The sequence below is a fragment of the Pandoraea iniqua genome (assembly GCF_902459685.1).
Taxonomy (GTDB): Bacteria; Pseudomonadota; Gammaproteobacteria; order Burkholderiales; family Burkholderiaceae; genus Pandoraea; species Pandoraea iniqua.
In genome coordinates this window covers 1,138,260-1,155,816 of the sequence record NZ_CABPSF010000001.1, presented here as the reverse complement: position 1 = coordinate 1,155,816, position 17,557 = coordinate 1,138,260, and the positions used below count along the sequence as shown (strand labels likewise).

Below are 17,557 nucleotides of genomic sequence, written 5' to 3'. Positions count from 1 at the left end.
GATCTCCTCCGCTCTCAGAACAGGTCGACGTCGACTTCCATTTGCGTCTTCGCGCCGGCACGTGCCACGCGGATGTGATACGCGGTCTCAGGCAGCAGCTTGGCGAAGTAGAAACGCGCCGTAGCGAGCTTCGACTCGTAGAACTTGTCGCCGCTGCCTTGCTTGTCGAGGGCAATCTTTGCCATGCGCGCCCAGAAGTAGGCGAACACGAGATGGCCGACCACGCGTTGGTAAGGCACAGCTGCCGCGCCGACTTCGTCGGGGTTGGCCATCGCCTTCATGCCGATTTCCATCGTCAGCTTCTGGACCTTGTCGCCGATGTCCGCGAGCGGGTTGATGAACTCCTGCATGTCTTCGCGCACGCCTTCGGCTTCGACGAAGTCCTGCACGAGCTTGCCGAACTTCTTGAGCTTGGCGCCCATGTCGCCCAGCACCTTGCGGCCCAGCAGGTCGAGTGCCTGAATCGTGTTCGTGCCTTCGTAGATCATGTTGATACGCGCATCGCGCACGTATTGCTCCATGCCCCACTCGGCAATGTAGCCGTGGCCGCCGTAGATCTGCATCGCGTGGTTCGTGCACTCGAACGCGTTGTCGGTCAGGAAGGCCTTGATGATCGGCGTGAGCAGCGCGACCAGATCGGCAGCCTCTTTACGCTCGGCTTCGTCGCCGTGCGAGAGTTCCTTGTCGATATGCAGCGCGGTCCAATACGAGAACGCACGGCCGCCTTCGACATAAGCCTTCTGCGTGAGCAGCATGCGGCGCACGTCCGGGTGGACGATGATCGGATCGGCGGGCTTGTCCGGTGCCTTCGGGCCGGTGAGCGAGCGCATCTGGATGCGTTCCTTCGCGTACACCAGCGAGTTCTGATAAGCGACTTCGGTCAGGCCCAGACCCTGCATGCCCACGCCTTGACGTGCGGCATTCATCATCACGAACATGGCGTTCAGGCCCTTGTTCGGTTCGCCGACGAGCCAGCCCTTCGCGCCGTCGAGGTTCATCACGCAAGTGGCATTACCGTGAATGCCCATCTTGTGTTCGATCGAACCGCACTTGATGCCGTTGCGCTCACCCGGTGCGCCGTTGGCATCGGGGATGAACTTCGGCACGACGAACAGCGAAATGCCCTTGGTGCCCGGGGGCGCATCCGGCAGACGTGCCAGCACAAGGTGGATGATGTTGGCGGCCATGTCGTGCTCGCCAGCCGAGATGAAGATCTTGGTGCCCGAGATGGCGTACGAGTCGTCGCCGTTGGGTTCAGCCTTCGTGCGCAGCATGCCCAGATCGGTGCCGCAATGCGGCTCGGTCAGGCACATCGTGCCGGTCCATTCGCCCGAGACGATCTTCGGCAGATAAGTGGCTTGTTGTTCGGGGGTACCGTGCGCGTGCAGGCATTCGTAGGCGCCGTGCGACAGGCCCGGGTACATCGTCCACGCCTGATTGGCCGAGTTCAGCATCTCGTACAGCGCGTTGTTGATGACTTGCGGCAGGCCCTGACCGCCGAATTCCGGATCGCAGCCCAGCGAGGCCCAACCGGCTTCGACGTATTTCTGATAGGCCTCTTTGAAGCCCGTAGGCGTAGTGACCACGCCGTCGCCTTCGTATTTGCAGCCTTCGCGATCGCCCACTTGGTTCAGCGGGAAGACCACTTCGCTACAGAACTTGCCGGCTTCTTCGAGCACCTGATTGATGGTGTCGGCATCGACGTCCGCATGCTTCGGCAATGCTTTCAATTCGTTTTCCACGCCCAGCAGTTCGTGCATGACGAATTGCATGTCGCGCAGCGGCGCGTTGTACTGTCCCATGACCTTCTCCTCCGAAACGAATCGCGGACGGCTCGCGCCTCACCCGCGCTGATAAGACGAAATCAGTTTTTCCAGTGCCACCCGGGTCATCTCTACGGCACCCGGTTCCCGCAGGAAGCGCGCGTCGTGATGCAGGCCGAGCGTCAGGCTGTACATTTCAAAGAGCATCAGGCGCGGATCGGTGTCCGAGCGCAGATGCCCCTCCTCCTTCGCTTGCGTGATCGCGCGCAGCAGGGCCGATCGCCACAACCGCACACTCTTCACCAAGGCTTCGCGCACCGGACTGGCCGCGCGATCGTCGTACTCGACGGCACCGCTGATATAGATGCAGCCCGTCGTGACTTCGCGAATCCGTTTGTCCATCCAGCGATCGACCAGAGCGCGCAGTCGCGGCAAGCCGCGCGGCACGTCCATGCTGGGGGCAAACACTTCTTCTTCGAAGCGCCGGTGATATTCGCGCAGCACTTCGATCTGCAAGTCTTCGCGCGAACCGAAATGCGCGAAAACCCCGCTCTTGCTCATCTGCATACGATCAGCCAGTAAGCCGATCGTCAGGCCTTCGAGTCCGTCACGCCCCGCCAGTTCTAGCGCGGCATTGAGGATCGCGTTGCGTGTCTGTTCACCCTTTCGCATGTGTATGGCATCGCTTTGGTTATCCGTTCTCCGATGCTAACCATAAAATCGAACGGCCGTCCTATTATTGGGGGACGCCCATGGGCGAACAAGGAATTTATTAGATCGGAATACCTAATCGAAACGCGTGGCGGCGGGCGTGAAAACCCCGGCCAACCGGCCGTCTGGCGGGCTTCAGTCGTACTTGCCGCGGGTGATGGCTTTCATCGCCAGCCGGTACAGCCGGTAGGCCGCCCACTGGCGAAACCGCCGCCATAACGAGCGCCCGCCGTACTGGGCGGCATCGATCAGGCGCGCTTCGGCGAACGCTTTGCGGATATGGTCACGCAGCTCGATGACAACCGGGTCGTCGAGTACGACGACGTTGGCTTCGTGATTGAGGAAGAGAGACAGAGCGTCGAGATTGGACGAGCCGACCGTGGCCCAGACGTCGTCGATGACCGCGACCTTGCCGTGCAACTGGCGCATGTCGTATTCGCCGATGCGCACGCCCGCGTCGAGCATCTTGGCGTAGAGCCACGGCACCGCCATATCGAGCAGACGGAATTCCTTGCGCCCGATGAGCAAATGCACGGCCACGCCGCGTCGCGCGGCCTGCGTCAGCGCGCGGCGCAGGCGGCGTCCGGGTACGAAGTACGGGTTGGCGAGCCAGACCTCGTGGCGGGCCCGGCCCAATGCCATCAGGTAGGCCTTCTCCACCGAGCGGCGATTGTGCAGGTTGTCGCGCGCGACGAATGCCGCTTGCCCGGCGACCGACGAATGCAAGCGCCCGCGCTGGCCGCGGCGACGGTGCCGGAAGGGTGTGCCCAGATAGCCGGGCGCGAGACGCAGCCACTGGATATGAAACGCGATGGCAATTTCCGCGACGATCGGGCCGCGGCATTGCACCGCGAAATCCCAGCGCGGGTCGCTCATGCGCACGCCACCGCCCGCGTTGTAGTCGTCGATGACGTTGATACCGCCGACAAACGCGACCTCGTGGTCGACGACGGCGAGCTTGCGATGCGTGCGTGAAAACCCGAATTTTCCGAACAGATGCGGGTTGTAGACGCGATGCATGACACCGCACTCTCGCCAATCCTCGATCAGTGGCAGGCGACGGCTGGTGCCGACGCCATCGGTGATCACGCGTACGGCGACGCCACGTTGGGCGGCGCGTTGCAGCGCGGCGGAGATATTCTGTCCGGCGTCGTCGGCTTCGAAGATGTAGGTCTCGATCACCACTTCGCGCCGGGCGGCGTCGATGGCGGCGATCAGCGCAGTGAAGTACGCCTCGCCAAGGTAGAGCAGCGTCAGGTCGTTATCGTGGGAAAACGGCAGGTACTTGCTCATCGGCGCGCCGGGGCGTCAGCGCACGCGCATGGGTAACTGCCGGATCGCGTCGCCGTTCGATGGCGAAAAACAGCGCGCTGCGGCGGCTTCCCAAGGCAACCACTCGTAAGCGACATGCTCACGCGGGGCAAGCGTCACCGGGGTGTTTTCCGGGACACACAGGCCGAACCAGTGTTCGGTGTTGCGCGTGACGTCCGGGGCATAGCGATGCGCCCAACGCGGGTAGATGTTGTATTGAATCTGGTGCTGCCAGTCGGTCAGCGCGCTGGCGGGCAGGCCGCCGTCCCCCACGCGAATGCCCGTTTCCTCGAACACTTCACGCGTGGCCGTCTCGATCAGCGGCTCGTCGAGGCGATCTTTGCTGCCGGTCACCGACTGCCAGAAATTGTCGGCATCGGCCCGCTCGATCAACAACACATCGAGCGCCGGCGTGTAGATGACGACGAGCACGGATTCGGGAATCTTGAAGGGCTTCATGCAGGTGGTGAGCGAGGGAAAGCTGCGCCGGTGCGTCGCGCTGGTGAGTCATTGTAATGGGCAACGGCAGCAATTCGGCGTTCGGCTCGCAGGATAGGCAAAGATCGCAGGCAACCAGACGGCGAAGCAAGGCGATGCTTATGCGCGCGTGACCGCGTCCCAGTAGCACTGCGGCAGATCGTCGGGACGCCGCCCGTCGACGTCGATCCAGCCGAGCATCGTATGCTCGTTGCTCGTGACCAATGGCGTGAGATCGCCCCCATCCCGCTCGCAAACGTAGAAGACCAGCATCACATACCGCCCGGGAATCACTTCGAACGACGCGCTGCCGTGGTAAGTCACCTGCGCGATCTGCCAGCCACATTCTTCCAGCACTTCGCGGCGCACCGCGTCTTCCAGCGATTCACCGGGTTCGGGCTGGCCACCCGGCAGTTCCCACTCGTTGCGCGGATTTCGCGCGAACAGCACCGTGTCGTCGCGGCGAATGATCGCCTTCGCACTCACTATCATCGACTTGCCCTCCCTCGGTATTCCCACCGCATAAACAAAAACCCCCTCGCCTTGCGGCAGAGGGGGTTCGAACGTTTCATCACGAGCGGCACGCCCGCGAGATGCGTTAGGCCTTCGGCGCTTCCGACTGACGCAGGCGGATGTGCAGGTCGCGCAGTTGGCGCTCGTCGACCGGCGACGGGGCTTGCGTGAGCAGATCCTGTGCGCGTTGCGTCTTCGGGAACGCGATCACGTCGCGAATCGAATCGGCACCGGCCATCATCGTGATGACGCGGTCCAGACCGAAGGCGATGCCACCATGCGGCGGCGCGCCGTATTGCAGCGCGTCGAGCAGGAAGCCGAACTTCGCACGGGCTTCTTCCTCACCCAGCTTGAGCGCACGGAACACCTTGCTCTGCACTTCCTCTTGGAAGATACGGACCGAACCGCCACCGATTTCCCAGCCGTTGAGCACCATGTCGTAGGCCTTCGCCAGGCACTTGCCCGGGTCGGTCTCGAGATAGTCGATGTGCTCGTCCTTCGGGCTCGTGAACGGGTGATGGCAGGCCACCCAGCGGGCGTCTTCTTCGTCGTATTCGAACATCGGGAAGTCGACGACCCACAGCGGACGCCAGCCGGCTTCGAACAGGCCGTGGCTCTTGCCGAATTCCGAGTGACCGATCTTCAGACGCAGCGCGCCGATACCGTCGTTGACGACCTTTTCCTTGTCGGCACCGAAGAAGATGATGTCGCCGTCTTGCGCGCCGGTGCGCTCGAGAATCGAGGCGATGGCTGCGTCGTGCAGGTTCTTCACGATCGGGCTTTGCAGGCCGTCGCGGCCCTTGGCCACTTCATTGACCTTGATCCAGGCCAGACCCTTCGCGCCGTAAATCTTCACGAAGTCGGTGTATGCGTCGATCTCGCTACGCGAAATTTCCGAACCACCCGGCACGCGCAGGGCCACCACACGGCCGCCTTCGGTCGTAGCCGGCACCGAGAACACCTTGAAATCCACGTCGCCCATCACGTCGGTCAACTCGGTGAATTCGAGCTTCACGCGCAGGTCCGGCTTGTCCGAACCGAAGCGGCGCATCGCTTCCGAGTACTGCATGACCGGCACCTTGGCGTCGAACTCGACGTTGATCGCTTCCTTGAACACGTGACGAATCATGTTCTCGAACAGATCGCGAATCTCTTGCTCCGACAGGAACGAGGTTTCGCAGTCGATCTGCGTGAATTCCGGCTGACGGTCAGCGCGCAGGTCTTCGTCGCGGAAGCACTTGGTGATCTGGTAGTAGCGGTCGAAGCCGGCCACCATCAGCAGCTGCTTGAAGAGCTGCGGCGACTGCGGCAGCGCGAAGAACATGCCCGGGTTCACACGCGACGGCACCAGATAGTCGCGCGCGCCTTCCGGCGTGCTCTTGGTGAGCATCGGGGTTTCGATGTCGATGAAGCCTTGCGCGTCCAGATACTTGCGCACTTCCATCGCCACCTTGTAGCGCAGGCGCAGGTTGTATTGCATCTGCGGGCGGCGCAGGTCCAGCACGCGGTGCGTGAGGCGCGTCGTTTCCGACAGGTTTTCGTCGTCGAGCGGGAACGGGGGCGTGACCGACGGGTTGAGCACTTGCAGCTCATGGCACAGCACTTCGATCTTGCCGCTCGTCAGGTTGGCGTTTTCCGTGCCTGCCGGACGGGCGCGTACCAGACCGGTAATTTGCACGCAGAACTCATTGCGCAGGCCTTCGGCGGCCTTGAACATCTCTGCGCGGTCCGGATCGCACACGACCTGCACCAGACCTTCGCGATCGCGCAGGTCGATGAAGATGACCCCGCCGTGATCACGGCGGCGATTGACCCAGCCACAAAGCTTGACCGTTTGGCCCAGTTGTTGCTCGGTCACCAGACCGCAGTAGGAGGTACGCATGGACATTTTGCTGTTCCGATTTTCAAAAAATGACGCCGGGAGTCACCGGTGGCTCACAGGAGCGGGCCGGGACGCTGCTGGCGCGGGTTGTGGGCGGGCGCCACCACGCCCATCGATACGATGTACTTGAGGGCGGCATCGACCGTCATGTCGAGCTCGACCACGTCGCTCGCCCGCATCATCAGGAAGAAACCTGACGTGGGGTTCGGCGTCGTCGGGACATAAACGCTCACATACTCGCCCTGCAAGTGATTGACCACGTCGCCGCCCGGCGCGCCGGTCAGGAAGGCGATGGTCCAGGAATCCGCGTGCGGATAACGCACGAGCAACGCCTTGCGAAACGCGTTGCCATTGCTCGAGAGCAATGTATCGGACACCTGCTTGACGCTGCCGTAGAGCGGTCCGACCACGGGAATGCGCGTGAGCACGGCTTCCCACCAGCCGACCAGCTTCTGGCCAATGAAATTATGCGCCAGAAGGCCAACGACGAACACGAACGCGAGGGTGACCACCACGCCGAAGCCCGGCACGCGCATGCCGATCAGGTGCGACGGCTGCCAGTCGTCAGGCAGCAGCAGCAAGGTCTGATCCATCGTGCCGATGATCAGGCCCAGCACCCACAACGTGATGGCGAGCGGCACCAGCACCAGCAGGCCGGTGAGGAAAATCGTCTTCAACGCGGGTTTTTTGACGCTCATGGCAGGACTCGCGAATGTCGGCGGCTACTGGGTCAGCGGGGTCAATCACGCGCCAGGCCGCCGGGCCGGACGCGTCGTTCTGCTTGTTCGTTCAATTCAGGCAATACAGGTAATTCGGGTAATACTGGCAACACTTAATGACAAGCGCAGCCGCCACCGCAACTGGCCGCCGGGGTGCTCGACGACGCGCCGTCCGAGCTGGACGCAGCCGACGATCCCGCCGATGCATCCGATGCGCTCGATGTCGAAGCGCTTTCGCCCGACGAGGCCGCTGCCGTCGACGACGCCGCCGCGCCGGAAGCGGGTGCACTAGCGCCGCCCGAACCCCCACGGAAATCCGTGACATACCATCCCGAACCCTTGAGCTGGAAGCCCGCCGCAGTCACCTGCTTGCGAAACGTATCCTTGCCGCATTCCGGGCACTGGGAGAGCGGGGTATCGCTCATTTTTTGCAGCACATCTTTCGCGAAACCGCATGTTTCGCAACGATAGGCGTAGATAGGCATGATTCTTTCCGACGGGAAAAGGCGCGCAAAGCCTTGAATTATAACCGCTTCACAAGGCTTTCGGGATTTGTCCGGAGATATATGGGCACGCGGTGACGCAAGATCAAGGTCTCGCGTCACCGCATTTGACGTTTCTGGCCGGTGACTACGTGTGACGGCATCCCGCGCAAAAGCGAGCGCTCACACAGCCGCCACCCTCGCGGCACAGACGAATCAGATCGTCGACACCTCTTGGCTCGGCGGCTGACCGCGCTCTGACGCCGGTTGCAGCAGCGAACCCACGACCATGCCCGTAATCGAGGCCAGCAGGCCGGCCAGTTGCGGCGGCACGAGGGCCTCGGGTGCCAACACTTCGCAGCCGATCCAGACGACCAGACCGCTGAACACGGCAAGCGTGCCGCCCAGCGAGCTCGAGCGCTTCCAGTACAAGCCGAACGCCAGCGGCACGAAGCAGCAGACCAGCGTGACCTTATAGGCGCTCTCGACCATCTGGAAGATCGATGCCTTCGAATTCAGCGCGTACACCAGCACCAGCGCGGTGAAGCACAGCACGACGATGCGCATCAGGCGCAGCAGGTGCTTGTCGTCGATCGGGCCGCGCAGCATCGGGCGAATGATGTTCTCGGCAAACGTCACCGACGGGGCCAGCAGCGTGGCCGACGCGCAGCTCTTGATGGCGGACAGCAGCGCCCCGAAGAACATCACCTGCGCCACGATCGGCACGCTGGTGAGCACCAACTGCGGCAGGATCTGTTGCGGATCGGTGCCGATGTACTTCTGCACCATCGACGGGGCGATCAGCAGCGCCGAGTAGGCGAGGAAGATCGGGATGAACGTGAAGAAGAAGTACAGGACGCCACCGGTGATGGAGCCTGCGACCGCGATGTTCTCTGTCTTGGACGACATCACGCGCTGGAACACGTCCTGCTGCGGTATCGAGCCGAACATCATGGTCACGCCCGCCGCAATGAACGCCAGCACATCGGCGGGATTCATCGCGGGCAGGAACACGAACTTGCCGGCATCGGCCGCATGGGCGATCACCGCCGACGCACCGCCCGGCACCATGCCCGAGACTTCCACGGCGATGTAGACCAGACCGACCACGATGATGATCATCTGGATGAAGTCGGTCACGGCGACCGAAATCATGCCGCCGAGCAGCGTGTATGCGAGCACCGACACCGCGCCGATGATCATGCCCGTGGGCTCCGACATCGCGCCGCCCGAGACCGTATGGAACACGAGGCCCAGCGCCTTGATCTGCGCGCCGACCCAGCCGAGGTACGAGATCACGATGGCGATACTCGTCACGACTTCGACGGTGCGGTTGTATTTGAGCTTGTAGAAGTCGCCGATCGTCATGAGGTTCATGCGATACAGCTTGCGGGCGAAGAACACGCCGACGAGCACCAGACACATCGACGAGCCGAACGGGTCGGCCACGATGCCGCGCAGACCGTCGCCGATGAACGTGGCCGGGATGCCGAGCACGGCTTCCGAACCGAACCACGTGGCAAACACCACGGCGATGACCATGCCATACGGCAGGCGGCGCCCGGCAACGGTGAAATCTTTGGTATTGCGGACCTTGAGGGCGGCCAGCAGCCCGATGGCCACCGAAATGACCCAATACAAAATGACAAACCAGATCAGCATAACGCGGCCCCAGCCAAGCCCCAGGGCGACGGTAGCGGCGGCAGCGTCAGTGTGCGGGGCGTGATCTGGCCGCCGGCGGCCGCACACGCGAACTAACGAAACCGTGCCGCGGGCCGCAGCCTTCCGGGCAACAGAAATTCAGGTCGAGCATGACGGGGCTGATGCTGTTCAGCGCTCGGGGGCGCCCGTTTTTGCCACCTGGCGAAAAAATTTGGGCCGATTATAGCGGCGTGCGACACGCGCGGGGAAAAAATCACAAATCCCGGTGCCGGACGTCGCAGATTTCGGGAAACGACGATAGCCGGGCACGGTGCGGCCGGCTCAACGCCGCCGCCAGACCATCCAGTGTTCAGCCCCGGCGAACACCGGCACCGAATCTGCCGCATCGACGGGAAGATCCACTTCGCAGACGAAATCCTGCGTCAACAGGGCATCGAGCGCCTCGGGCGCAATGCCAAACGGCGGTCCCTTGGGAGTTTCGCGCAGGAAGAAGAAGCCCGCGAGACGGGCGCCGCTCGGCAGCAGTTGCGCCACCCGGCGGGCGTAGTCCTGCCAGAGCGTGCGCGGCAGTGCGCACAGAAACGCGCGCTCGTAAATCACGTCGATCGTGAACGGCGGCGTATAGGCAAAGAAGTCGGCCTCATCGACCAGTTCAGCGCGCGAGCCCAACAGCGCCTTAGCCTGCTCGACGGCCACCGGCGAAAAGTCGATGGCACGCACCGGCCAGCCCTGACCATCGAGCCATGCGGCTTCGTAGGCAGCCCCGCAGCCGGGAATCAGCGTCGCCTGAGGCACGGCCTCGCTGGCGACAAACTCTCGTAGCGCGCGCGGCACGCCGGCAGCATCCCAAGGCATGAACGCCTTCTCGAAGCGCTCATTCCAGAACTCGGCACGCGATGAATCACGATGCGCAAATGCCGGTGCAGCTGAGGCCGTCGCATCGAGGGCGCCGTTCGCAGGAGTCGACGCGCCCTCTCCGCTCTGCCCGCCCTGATCCTGCTGAGATTTATCCGCCATAGATCCACACGAATGCCGCGAGCACCCCGATGACGACACCGCCCACCAGACAGAACGCGCCGGTCAGCAGGCGGTTGGTGCGGCGTTGCTCCTGAAGCAGTGCGAGCAGCACCGTGTCGTCCTGCGGACGGGCATGCGCGGCCAGCGCCTGATGAATCAATCGCGGTAGTTGCGGCAGGGTCTTGCTCCACTGCGGCGCTTCGGTTTTCAGTCGCTCCAGCCAGCCGCGCGGACCAATCTGCTCGGCCATCCAGCGCTCGAGAAACGGCTTGGCCGTCTTCCACAGATCGAGATCCGGATCGAGCTGACGCCCCAACCCTTCGATATTGAGCAGCGTCTTTTGCAGCAACACCAGTTGCGGCTGAATTTCCACATTGAAGCGGCGCGACGTCTGGAACAGGCGCATCAGCACGAGCCCCAGCGAGATTTCCTTGAGCGGACGGTCGAAGTACGGCTCGCAAACCGCACGAATCGCCCCTTCCAGTTCCTCGACACGCGTATCGGACGGCACCCAGCCCGACTCCAGATGCAGCGATGCCACCCGGTGATAGTCGCGACGGAAAAACGCGAGGAAGTTCTGCGCCAGATAGTTCTTGTCGAACTCGGACAGCGCGCCGACGATGCCGCAGTCGAGCGCGATATAGCGCCCGAACGTGGCCGGATCGAGACTCACGAGAATATTGCCTGGGTGCATGTCCGCGTGGAAGAACCCGTCGCGCAGAAACTGTGTGAAGAAGATCTCGACGCCTTCGCGCGCCAGCTTCTTCAGATCGACGCCCGCCTCGCGCAGCACCTCGATCTGGCTGATCGGCACACCGCGCATGCGCTCCATCACGAGCACGGTGCTGGTACTGAATTCCCAATACATCTCGGGCACCATCAACATGCCCGATTCGATGAAATTGCGACGCAGTTGCGCCGCGTTCGCGGCCTCGCGCATCAGGTCGAGCTCGTCGTGCAGATACTTGTCGAACTCGGCCACCACCTCGCGCGGCTTCAGGCGCTTGCCGTCCGGCCACAGCCGCTCGACCCAGCCCGCCAGATCGCGCATGAGCGCGAGATCGCTGTCGATCACGCCGAGCATGTTCGGGCGCAGCACCTTGACGGCCACCTCCTTGCCCGCATGCTGGCCTTCGCGAATGCGCGCGAAGTGGACCTGCGCAATCGATGCGCTGGCCACCGGTGAGCGCTCGAACTCGACAAACACTTCTTCCAGCGGTCGGCCCAGCGATTTCTCGATGGCCGCACGAGCCAGTTCCGGATCGAACGGGGGCACCTGATCCTGCAAGCGCGCCAGTTCCTGCGCGATGTCGGGCGGCATCAGGTCACGGCGGGTGGAGAGCACCTGCCCAAACTTCACGAAAATCGGCCCAAGCGCTTCGAGCGCCAGACGCAGACGCTCGCCGCGCGGTGCCTTCAGCCCGCTACGCCCGAATGAGAGCACCCGCATGAAGCTGCGTGCAATGGGATGGCGAATGCTGGAGAGCACCAGCTCGTCGAGGCCGTAGCGATAGCAGACGAACAGAATCTTGATAAGGCGCAGAAGTCGCATCGGTCAGCGGCCTCCGGTGGAACGCGGCGCGCCGGGCTGGCGCTCAAGTTTCTCGAGTCGCTTTTCGAGTCGCGCCAGATCGTCGCGCAGGGTGCCGATGTCGTCGCGCATGGCGTCCAGCCGTGGGCGGGCCACGAGCAACGGGTTTTCTTCAACGAGATAGTCGGTGAGCGAGCGCGCCAGCGTCGCCCCGGTGCGGCGCGCACCGGCCACGGCGGCCTTGCCGGTTTCGGTCACCCGGTGGGCGGCGGCATCACCGATCACGCGGCTCAGGTCTTCGGCGGCCTCCCAGCGCAGGTGCTGGGCAAGATAGGACACCGTATTGGCGAACTCGGCGTCGCCCTCGATCTTCACGTGACGCATGACGGCGGCCTGACCGCCGCCCGCAAAGTCGGCCAGCGCCGACGGGGGCACGGCGATGCTGACGTCGCAGGGGGTGTCGGCCTCGAAGGCGGCGAGATAGCCGTCGTCGCCCACCTGCAAACGCAGGTCGAACGGCGACATCGCCAGCCGGGCGGAGGCGCCGATGTGTTGGCGCAGGCGTTCGCGCGCCCACGGTTCTCGGGCGAGCAAGTGATTCACGGTGGCGGCAAAGGCTTTGGCGGCTACGGTCATGAGCTTGGCGGCCGACCGGCGCAGAACACCGGTCGCACCGAAAGACGTCGCCCGGCATACCTCGCCAGGCGGCAAAAACAAAAGAGCCCGCGCTTCAAACGCGGGCTCTTATTGTAAGGCAGGTTACGGCAAAAACGGCGGTAGCTTAGAGCTGCTGAATCCCGGCCAGTACCCAACCGGCATTGCCGGTCACCGGCTTGGTCAGGTTCCAGACTTCGTTGAACGGCTCGGCGGCAGCGCCTTCCGTCTCACGGATCAGACCCGAGAAACGCACGCTGGCCATGTACTCGCTCGTCGTTTGCTCGATGCCGAGCAGTTCAGCGTCGAGTTGAACCACATCGGTACGGTTGGTCGACTTGCCACGTTCTTCGAGGTCCATCTTGATTTCCGCGAACATCTGCGGCGTGGTGAACTCGTTGATGTCGGCTTGATCGCCCTTGTCCCAAGCGGCTTGCAGACGGTTGAAGTACACCTTCGCGCTGCGCAGGAAGCCTTCGACATCGAAGCCTGCCGGCACGCCGAACGGACCTGCGGCAGCGGCTGCTGCACCCGCGACACCGGCAGCAGCCGGGACAGCGGACAGCGCCGGTTGCGTCGACGGGTTCGAAGCGGCCGGCTGTTGGGCCGGTTGCTGGCTATCCCACGACTGGCGCAGGGTGTTGTTCGAGGCGTCGTTGCCTGCGTTGGCACCAGCGTAGGCCGGGGTCTGCGACTGCGACTTGTTGCCGCGGAAGCGACGGATGACCCACAGCACGGCGAAGGCGATCAACGCGATGATGATGACGTTGGCCATCATGCTGGCGAACGCGCCGCCCATGCCGAAGTGCGACAACAGGGCTGCGATACCCAGACCGGCGGCCAGACCGGCGATCGGGCCGAGCCAACGGTTGGCCGGCTTGGCAGCGGCGGCCGCCCCTGCGGCGCCTGCGCCAGCAGCAGCCGGTGCGGCTTGGTTCGGTGCGGCGTTCGGGCTTTGGGCCGGTTGTTGCGGCGTCGCCTGACGCTGCGTCACGGTGTTGGACTGCTTGCCGACGCTCCGGCCGCCGCCAACGCGCTTGGCGTCGGCGTCTGCGATCGTCATGCCGACCGCCAAAACGCCGGCCACTACGCCCAACAACAGCTTGTTTTTCATGAACTGGAACATCGCTCTGGTCTCTCCGTGGAGTTATAAGGTGCTGTTTACTGACAGGCGTTTATCGGATTGGTTCAGCATCTTTTTTACGTACTGAAACGGGATAACGCGACGCCCGATTCTGCCACAGCAAAATTAGCCTGTACTTAGAGAAACGCCCCGGGGCGGAACTTTTCCACCAACCGGGGCGCTGCGCCGTATCAAGTAAGTAAGTGCTTATTCTTGGCGCATCCGCTCAGTGCATCAGAACTTGCGGCCGATGTGCAGCGCGACCACACCGGCGGTGAGGTTGTGGTACTCCACCCGCTCCAGACCGACGTCTTCCATCATCGACTTCAGCGTCTCCTGATCCGGGTGCATGCGAATCGACTCGGCCAGATAGCGGTAGCTTTCCGCGTCGCCCGCGATGCGCGAGCCCAGCCACGGCAGCACTTTGAAGGAATACGTATCGTACGCCTTCTCGAGCGGCTGCCACACCTTCGAGAACTCCAGCACCATGACCTTGCCGCCCGGCTTGATCACACGGCGCATTTCCGCCAGTGCGGCGTCCTTGTGCGTCATGTTGCGCAGTCCGAACGCTACGGTTACCACATCGAAATAGTTCGACGGGAACGGCAGCTTCTCGGCGTCGCACAGCAGCGCGGGCGTGACGATACCGGCGTCCAGCAGGCGATCGCGGCCCACGCGCAGCATCGATTCGTTGATGTCCGTGAGCCAGACTTCACCGGTCGGACCAGCCTGACGGGCAAACGCCTTCGACAGATCGCCCGTGCCGCCCGCGATGTCGAGCACCTTGAAACCGGGGCGCACGGCGGCGCGGCCGATGGTGAACGCTTTCCAGATACGGTGCAGGCCGCCCGACATCAGGTCGTTCATGACGTCGTACTTGCTCGCTACCGAATGGAACACTTCGGCGACTTTGCCGGCCTTTTCCTTCTCGTCGACGGTCTCGTAACCGAAGTGGGTCTGTTCACCCATCGCAATCTCCCAATTCATGAAAGCGGCGCACGCAGCGCCGCCGGTGCATCAGTGGTGGTGGCAGCCGTGGCCGCTGGCGAGCGACGGCATCGGCGTGTCGCGATCGACGCCTGCGGCTGCCAGCTTGTCGAGATACTCCTGCCACAGCGCGTCCTGACGCACGCACAGCTCGTAGAGGAAGTCCCAAGAATAGATGCCGGTGTCGTGGCCGTCCGAGAAGACGGGGCGCACCGCGTAGTTGCCGATCGGCTCAAGGCCGTTCAGTTCGACCTCGCGCTTGCCGGTCTGGAGCGTTTCCTGCCCCGGGCCGTGGCCACGCACTTCCGCCGACGGCGAGAGCACGCGCAGAAGTTCGAACGGCAGCCGGTAGTGTTTGCCGTCTTCATATCCCAGTTCGAGCACACGCGAGACGCGATGCAGCGTGAGGGAAACAGGAATCGGCGTGTCTTTCTCCAGCCCTGCCATGTGTGTCACTCCAGAAATTCAGTCGATGTGCCGCGCACACCGGCCGGAAGTATAGCTGCTCGGGGGATTGGCGGCCACGCGCTCAGGCGGACGCCGGCCAAACCGGCATGCGGCTCAATTCTGCCACGATCGCTTCGCGCAACGCTGGCAGCCATGCGGCCCGCTCGGCGAGCACCGCCGGCGCTACCTCGCGCTGCGGCGCGCTCCAGACGGAGCCCGGGAAGTGGGTATCGTCCTGATACCGGGGAATCACATGCCAGTGCACGTGCGGCACCATATTGCCCAGACTCGCCACGTTGACCTTGTGCGGCGACATCACCGTGCGCTGCGCCGTCTCAACGGCAAACACTGCCCGCATGACGTGTTCACGCGCCGCTTCGGGCAAATCGCTCATCTCGGCCACGTGCGCGCCCCACACCACGCGCGCGAAGCCCGGATAACCGGCTTCGTTCGCCAGCACCACTCGCAGCACCGGGTCGCGCCACACGACGTCGCCGCCGTCTCCTGCGCAAAACGGACAATCCATGATGTTCTCCCTTAATCCCCGCACCCGTCAGTGCTTTCTGCGTTTCGTGCGCTTGCCCGTGGCCGGGTCTACTGACCCGAGCGCGAGTTCGGCGAAATCGATTTCGCTCAGCATTTCGCGCAGCGTCTCGTCATTGATGCGATGCGTGATGCGCAGCCGCGACAACTCCACGCGTTCTGCCTGAAGCGCCGCCGCGCGCAGCCTGCGCTCGACTTCCACTTCGCGCACCGCCCGCTCGCGCGTCTCGTCGGTCGCCGTCGAAGCGTTGAGCGTGCGGCGGTAGCGCCCCATCACGCGCGCAGCCGCTTCGGCGCACACGGCGGTATCGAGTTCGTCGCCTGACTTCGCAATCACTTTCTGCAACGACTCCACGGCGCGAATCGCCGCCTCGGAGGCCGCCACACGGGCCTCGCCCATTTCACGATTCCGTGGGTCCTCAGCCGGCCAGCGCACGCCGCGCAGCAGAATCGGCAGGCCGAGACTCCCGCCTACCAGCGATAGCAGAATCACACCAGCGGCCAGAAAGATCAGCAGATCGCGCCCGGGGAATGGTGCGCCACCGGGCAGCGCCAACGGCACCGAGAGCGCACCGGCCAGCGTCACCGCGCCGCGCACGCCCGAGAGCGCCGTCACCCCCGTAAAACGAATGCCGGGTTTGAGGGTAATTTCGCCGCGCCGCATGCCCATGAAATACATCACCCGCCACGCCACCCACACCCAGCAGAACCGCAGCACGATCAAGACTGCCGAGATCGCGCCGACGTAGAACATCAGTTCACCCAGCTTCGTGAGCGTGCCCCACAGGTGCTCGTTCGGCCCCAGCGCTGCGCGCACGATGTCGGGCAGTTGCAGCCCGAGCAGCACGAACACGGCGCCATTGAATACGAATTCCAGCATCGACCAGACGCCGTTGCCGAGAATGCGGGTGACCGTACGGGTATTGAGCAGATCGGTCGAACTCACCGTCATGCCGGCGGCCACGGCCGCGAGAATGCCCGAGAAGCAGAAGTGTTCCGCCAGCAGGTAAGCGGCGAACGGCATGAGCAGCAGCAACAGCACGACCGTCGCGGGTTCTTCGGTCGAGGCGTCCATCACGCGGCGGTGAAACTGCGTGAACAGCCACGTCACGGCCCAGCCGGCGAGCAGGCCGCCCAACGCAATGACGAAGAACGAGAAAGTGGCGTTGCCGATGGAGAAGATGCCGGTGGTCGCCGCCACGAGGGCGAACTTGAACACGACCAGCCCCGACGCGTCGTTCATCATCGCCTCGCCTTCGAGCACGTGCATGAGCCGCGTCGGCATGCGCATGCGCCCGGTGAGCGCAGATACGGCCACCGCGTCCGTAGGCGAGAGCACGCCGCCGAGGGCAAACGCCACGGCCAGCGGAATCGACGGAATCATCCAGTGGATGAAGTAGCCCACGCCGAGCACCGTGAAGATCACGAGGCCAAGCGCCATCGCGATGATCGGCACCCGTAGGTGCCAGAACTCGCGTTTGGGCATGCGCCAGCCGTCGGCAAAGAGCAACGGCGGGATGAACAGCAGGAAGAAAATCTCGGGGTCGAGATCGATGTGGACGCCCGCGCCCGGATAAGCGAGCGCGGCGCCCACCGCGATCTGGACCAGCGGTATCGGGAGAAACCGCACGAAACTGCCCAGCACACCCGTGAGCGCCACCACGAACAGCAGGATGAGCGCAGTAAAAACTACTTCCATGCCACCTCCATGGTCCGTCGGTCAGGCATCGGCCGC

At 63.5% G+C, this 17,557-nt stretch carries 17 protein-coding genes; all 17 read right to left on the bottom strand.

Annotated elements, in window-relative coordinates; all coding sequences use genetic code 11:
• Nucleotides 1–14: 14 nt before the first annotated feature.
• The 17 genes from PIN31009_RS05085 to PIN31009_RS05005 all read right to left on the bottom strand — a co-directional run bounded on the left by PIN31009_RS05085 (nt 15) and on the right by PIN31009_RS05005 (nt 17,521).
• Nucleotides 15–1,802 carry an acyl-CoA dehydrogenase C-terminal domain-containing protein gene (locus PIN31009_RS05085; RefSeq protein WP_150789514.1) on the bottom strand — a complete coding sequence of 596 codons (1,788 nt, stop codon included), beginning with the start codon at nt 1,800–1,802 and terminating at the stop codon, nt 15–17.
• A gap of 39 nt (nt 1,803–1,841) precedes the next feature.
• Nucleotides 1,842–2,435 (bottom strand): TetR/AcrR family transcriptional regulator, encoded by a 594-nt coding sequence (locus tag PIN31009_RS05080; protein WP_058377421.1) that lies wholly within the window; start codon nt 2,433–2,435, stop codon nt 1,842–1,844.
• 174 nt (nt 2,436–2,609) lie between these two features.
• Complete coding sequence (gene clsB / locus PIN31009_RS05075; protein ID WP_150789513.1) at nt 2,610–3,767, bottom strand: cardiolipin synthase ClsB; 1,158 nt, start codon at nt 3,765–3,767, stop codon at nt 2,610–2,612.
• 15 nt (nt 3,768–3,782) lie between these two features.
• Nucleotides 3,783–4,244 carry a dihydroneopterin triphosphate diphosphatase gene (nudB, locus tag PIN31009_RS05070; protein ID WP_150789512.1) on the bottom strand — a complete coding sequence of 154 codons (462 nt, stop codon included), beginning with the start codon at nt 4,242–4,244 and terminating at the stop codon, nt 3,783–3,785.
• A 138-nt stretch (nt 4,245–4,382) separates the two neighbouring features.
• The gene (locus PIN31009_RS05065; RefSeq protein ID WP_150789511.1) at nt 4,383–4,754 is read right to left on the bottom strand and encodes an NUDIX domain-containing protein; all 372 of its coding nucleotides are present in this window, start codon (nt 4,752–4,754) and stop codon (nt 4,383–4,385) included.
• Between the two features lie 106 nt (nt 4,755–4,860).
• Nucleotides 4,861–6,663, bottom strand: coding sequence for an aspartate--tRNA ligase (aspS, locus tag PIN31009_RS05060; protein WP_058377417.1), 1,803 nt, complete (start codon nt 6,661–6,663; stop codon nt 4,861–4,863).
• A 47-nt stretch (nt 6,664–6,710) separates the two neighbouring features.
• Nucleotides 6,711–7,355 carry a DUF502 domain-containing protein gene (locus PIN31009_RS05055; protein WP_058377416.1) on the bottom strand — a complete coding sequence of 215 codons (645 nt, stop codon included), beginning with the start codon at nt 7,353–7,355 and terminating at the stop codon, nt 6,711–6,713.
• A 134-nt stretch (nt 7,356–7,489) separates the two neighbouring features.
• Nucleotides 7,490–7,861, bottom strand: a complete 372-nt coding sequence (locus tag PIN31009_RS05050) for an FmdB family zinc ribbon protein (protein ID WP_150789510.1) — start codon at nt 7,859–7,861, stop codon at nt 7,490–7,492.
• A 213-nt stretch (nt 7,862–8,074) separates the two neighbouring features.
• Complete coding sequence (locus PIN31009_RS05045; RefSeq protein WP_150683258.1) at nt 8,075–9,520, bottom strand: high affinity choline transporter 1; 1,446 nt, start codon at nt 9,518–9,520, stop codon at nt 8,075–8,077.
• A gap of 321 nt (nt 9,521–9,841) precedes the next feature.
• Entirely contained in the window at nt 9,842–10,537 is a 696-nt protein-coding gene (locus PIN31009_RS05040) for a methyltransferase domain-containing protein (RefSeq protein ID WP_150789509.1), read from the bottom strand.
• Entirely contained in the window at nt 10,527–12,089 is a 1,563-nt protein-coding gene (ubiB, locus tag PIN31009_RS05035) for a ubiquinone biosynthesis regulatory protein kinase UbiB (protein WP_150683256.1), read from the bottom strand. The genes PIN31009_RS05040 and ubiB overlap by 11 nt, the downstream gene beginning before the upstream one ends.
• A gap of 3 nt (nt 12,090–12,092) precedes the next feature.
• Nucleotides 12,093–12,704, bottom strand: a complete 612-nt coding sequence (locus tag PIN31009_RS05030) for a ubiquinone biosynthesis accessory factor UbiJ (protein WP_150683255.1) — start codon at nt 12,702–12,704, stop codon at nt 12,093–12,095.
• Between the two features lie 145 nt (nt 12,705–12,849).
• Nucleotides 12,850–13,836 (bottom strand): Tim44 domain-containing protein, encoded by a 987-nt coding sequence (locus PIN31009_RS05025; protein WP_246185499.1) that lies wholly within the window; start codon nt 13,834–13,836, stop codon nt 12,850–12,852.
• Nucleotides 13,837–14,079: 243 nt separating this feature from the next.
• Nucleotides 14,080–14,814 carry a bifunctional demethylmenaquinone methyltransferase/2-methoxy-6-polyprenyl-1,4-benzoquinol methylase UbiE gene (gene ubiE / locus PIN31009_RS05020; RefSeq protein ID WP_058377411.1) on the bottom strand — a complete coding sequence of 245 codons (735 nt, stop codon included), beginning with the start codon at nt 14,812–14,814 and terminating at the stop codon, nt 14,080–14,082.
• Nucleotides 14,815–14,862: 48 nt separating this feature from the next.
• The gene (locus tag PIN31009_RS05015; protein WP_150789507.1) at nt 14,863–15,279 is read right to left on the bottom strand and encodes a gamma-butyrobetaine hydroxylase family protein; all 417 of its coding nucleotides are present in this window, start codon (nt 15,277–15,279) and stop codon (nt 14,863–14,865) included.
• 82 nt (nt 15,280–15,361) lie between these two features.
• A complete protein-coding gene (locus PIN31009_RS05010; RefSeq protein ID WP_150789506.1) occupies nt 15,362–15,805 on the bottom strand; it encodes an HIT family protein in 444 nt (147 codons plus the stop codon).
• A 27-nt stretch (nt 15,806–15,832) separates the two neighbouring features.
• Nucleotides 15,833–17,521, bottom strand: coding sequence for a Na+/H+ antiporter (locus tag PIN31009_RS05005; protein ID WP_150789505.1), 1,689 nt, complete (start codon nt 17,519–17,521; stop codon nt 15,833–15,835).
• Between the last annotated feature and the right edge of the window lie 36 nt (nt 17,522–17,557).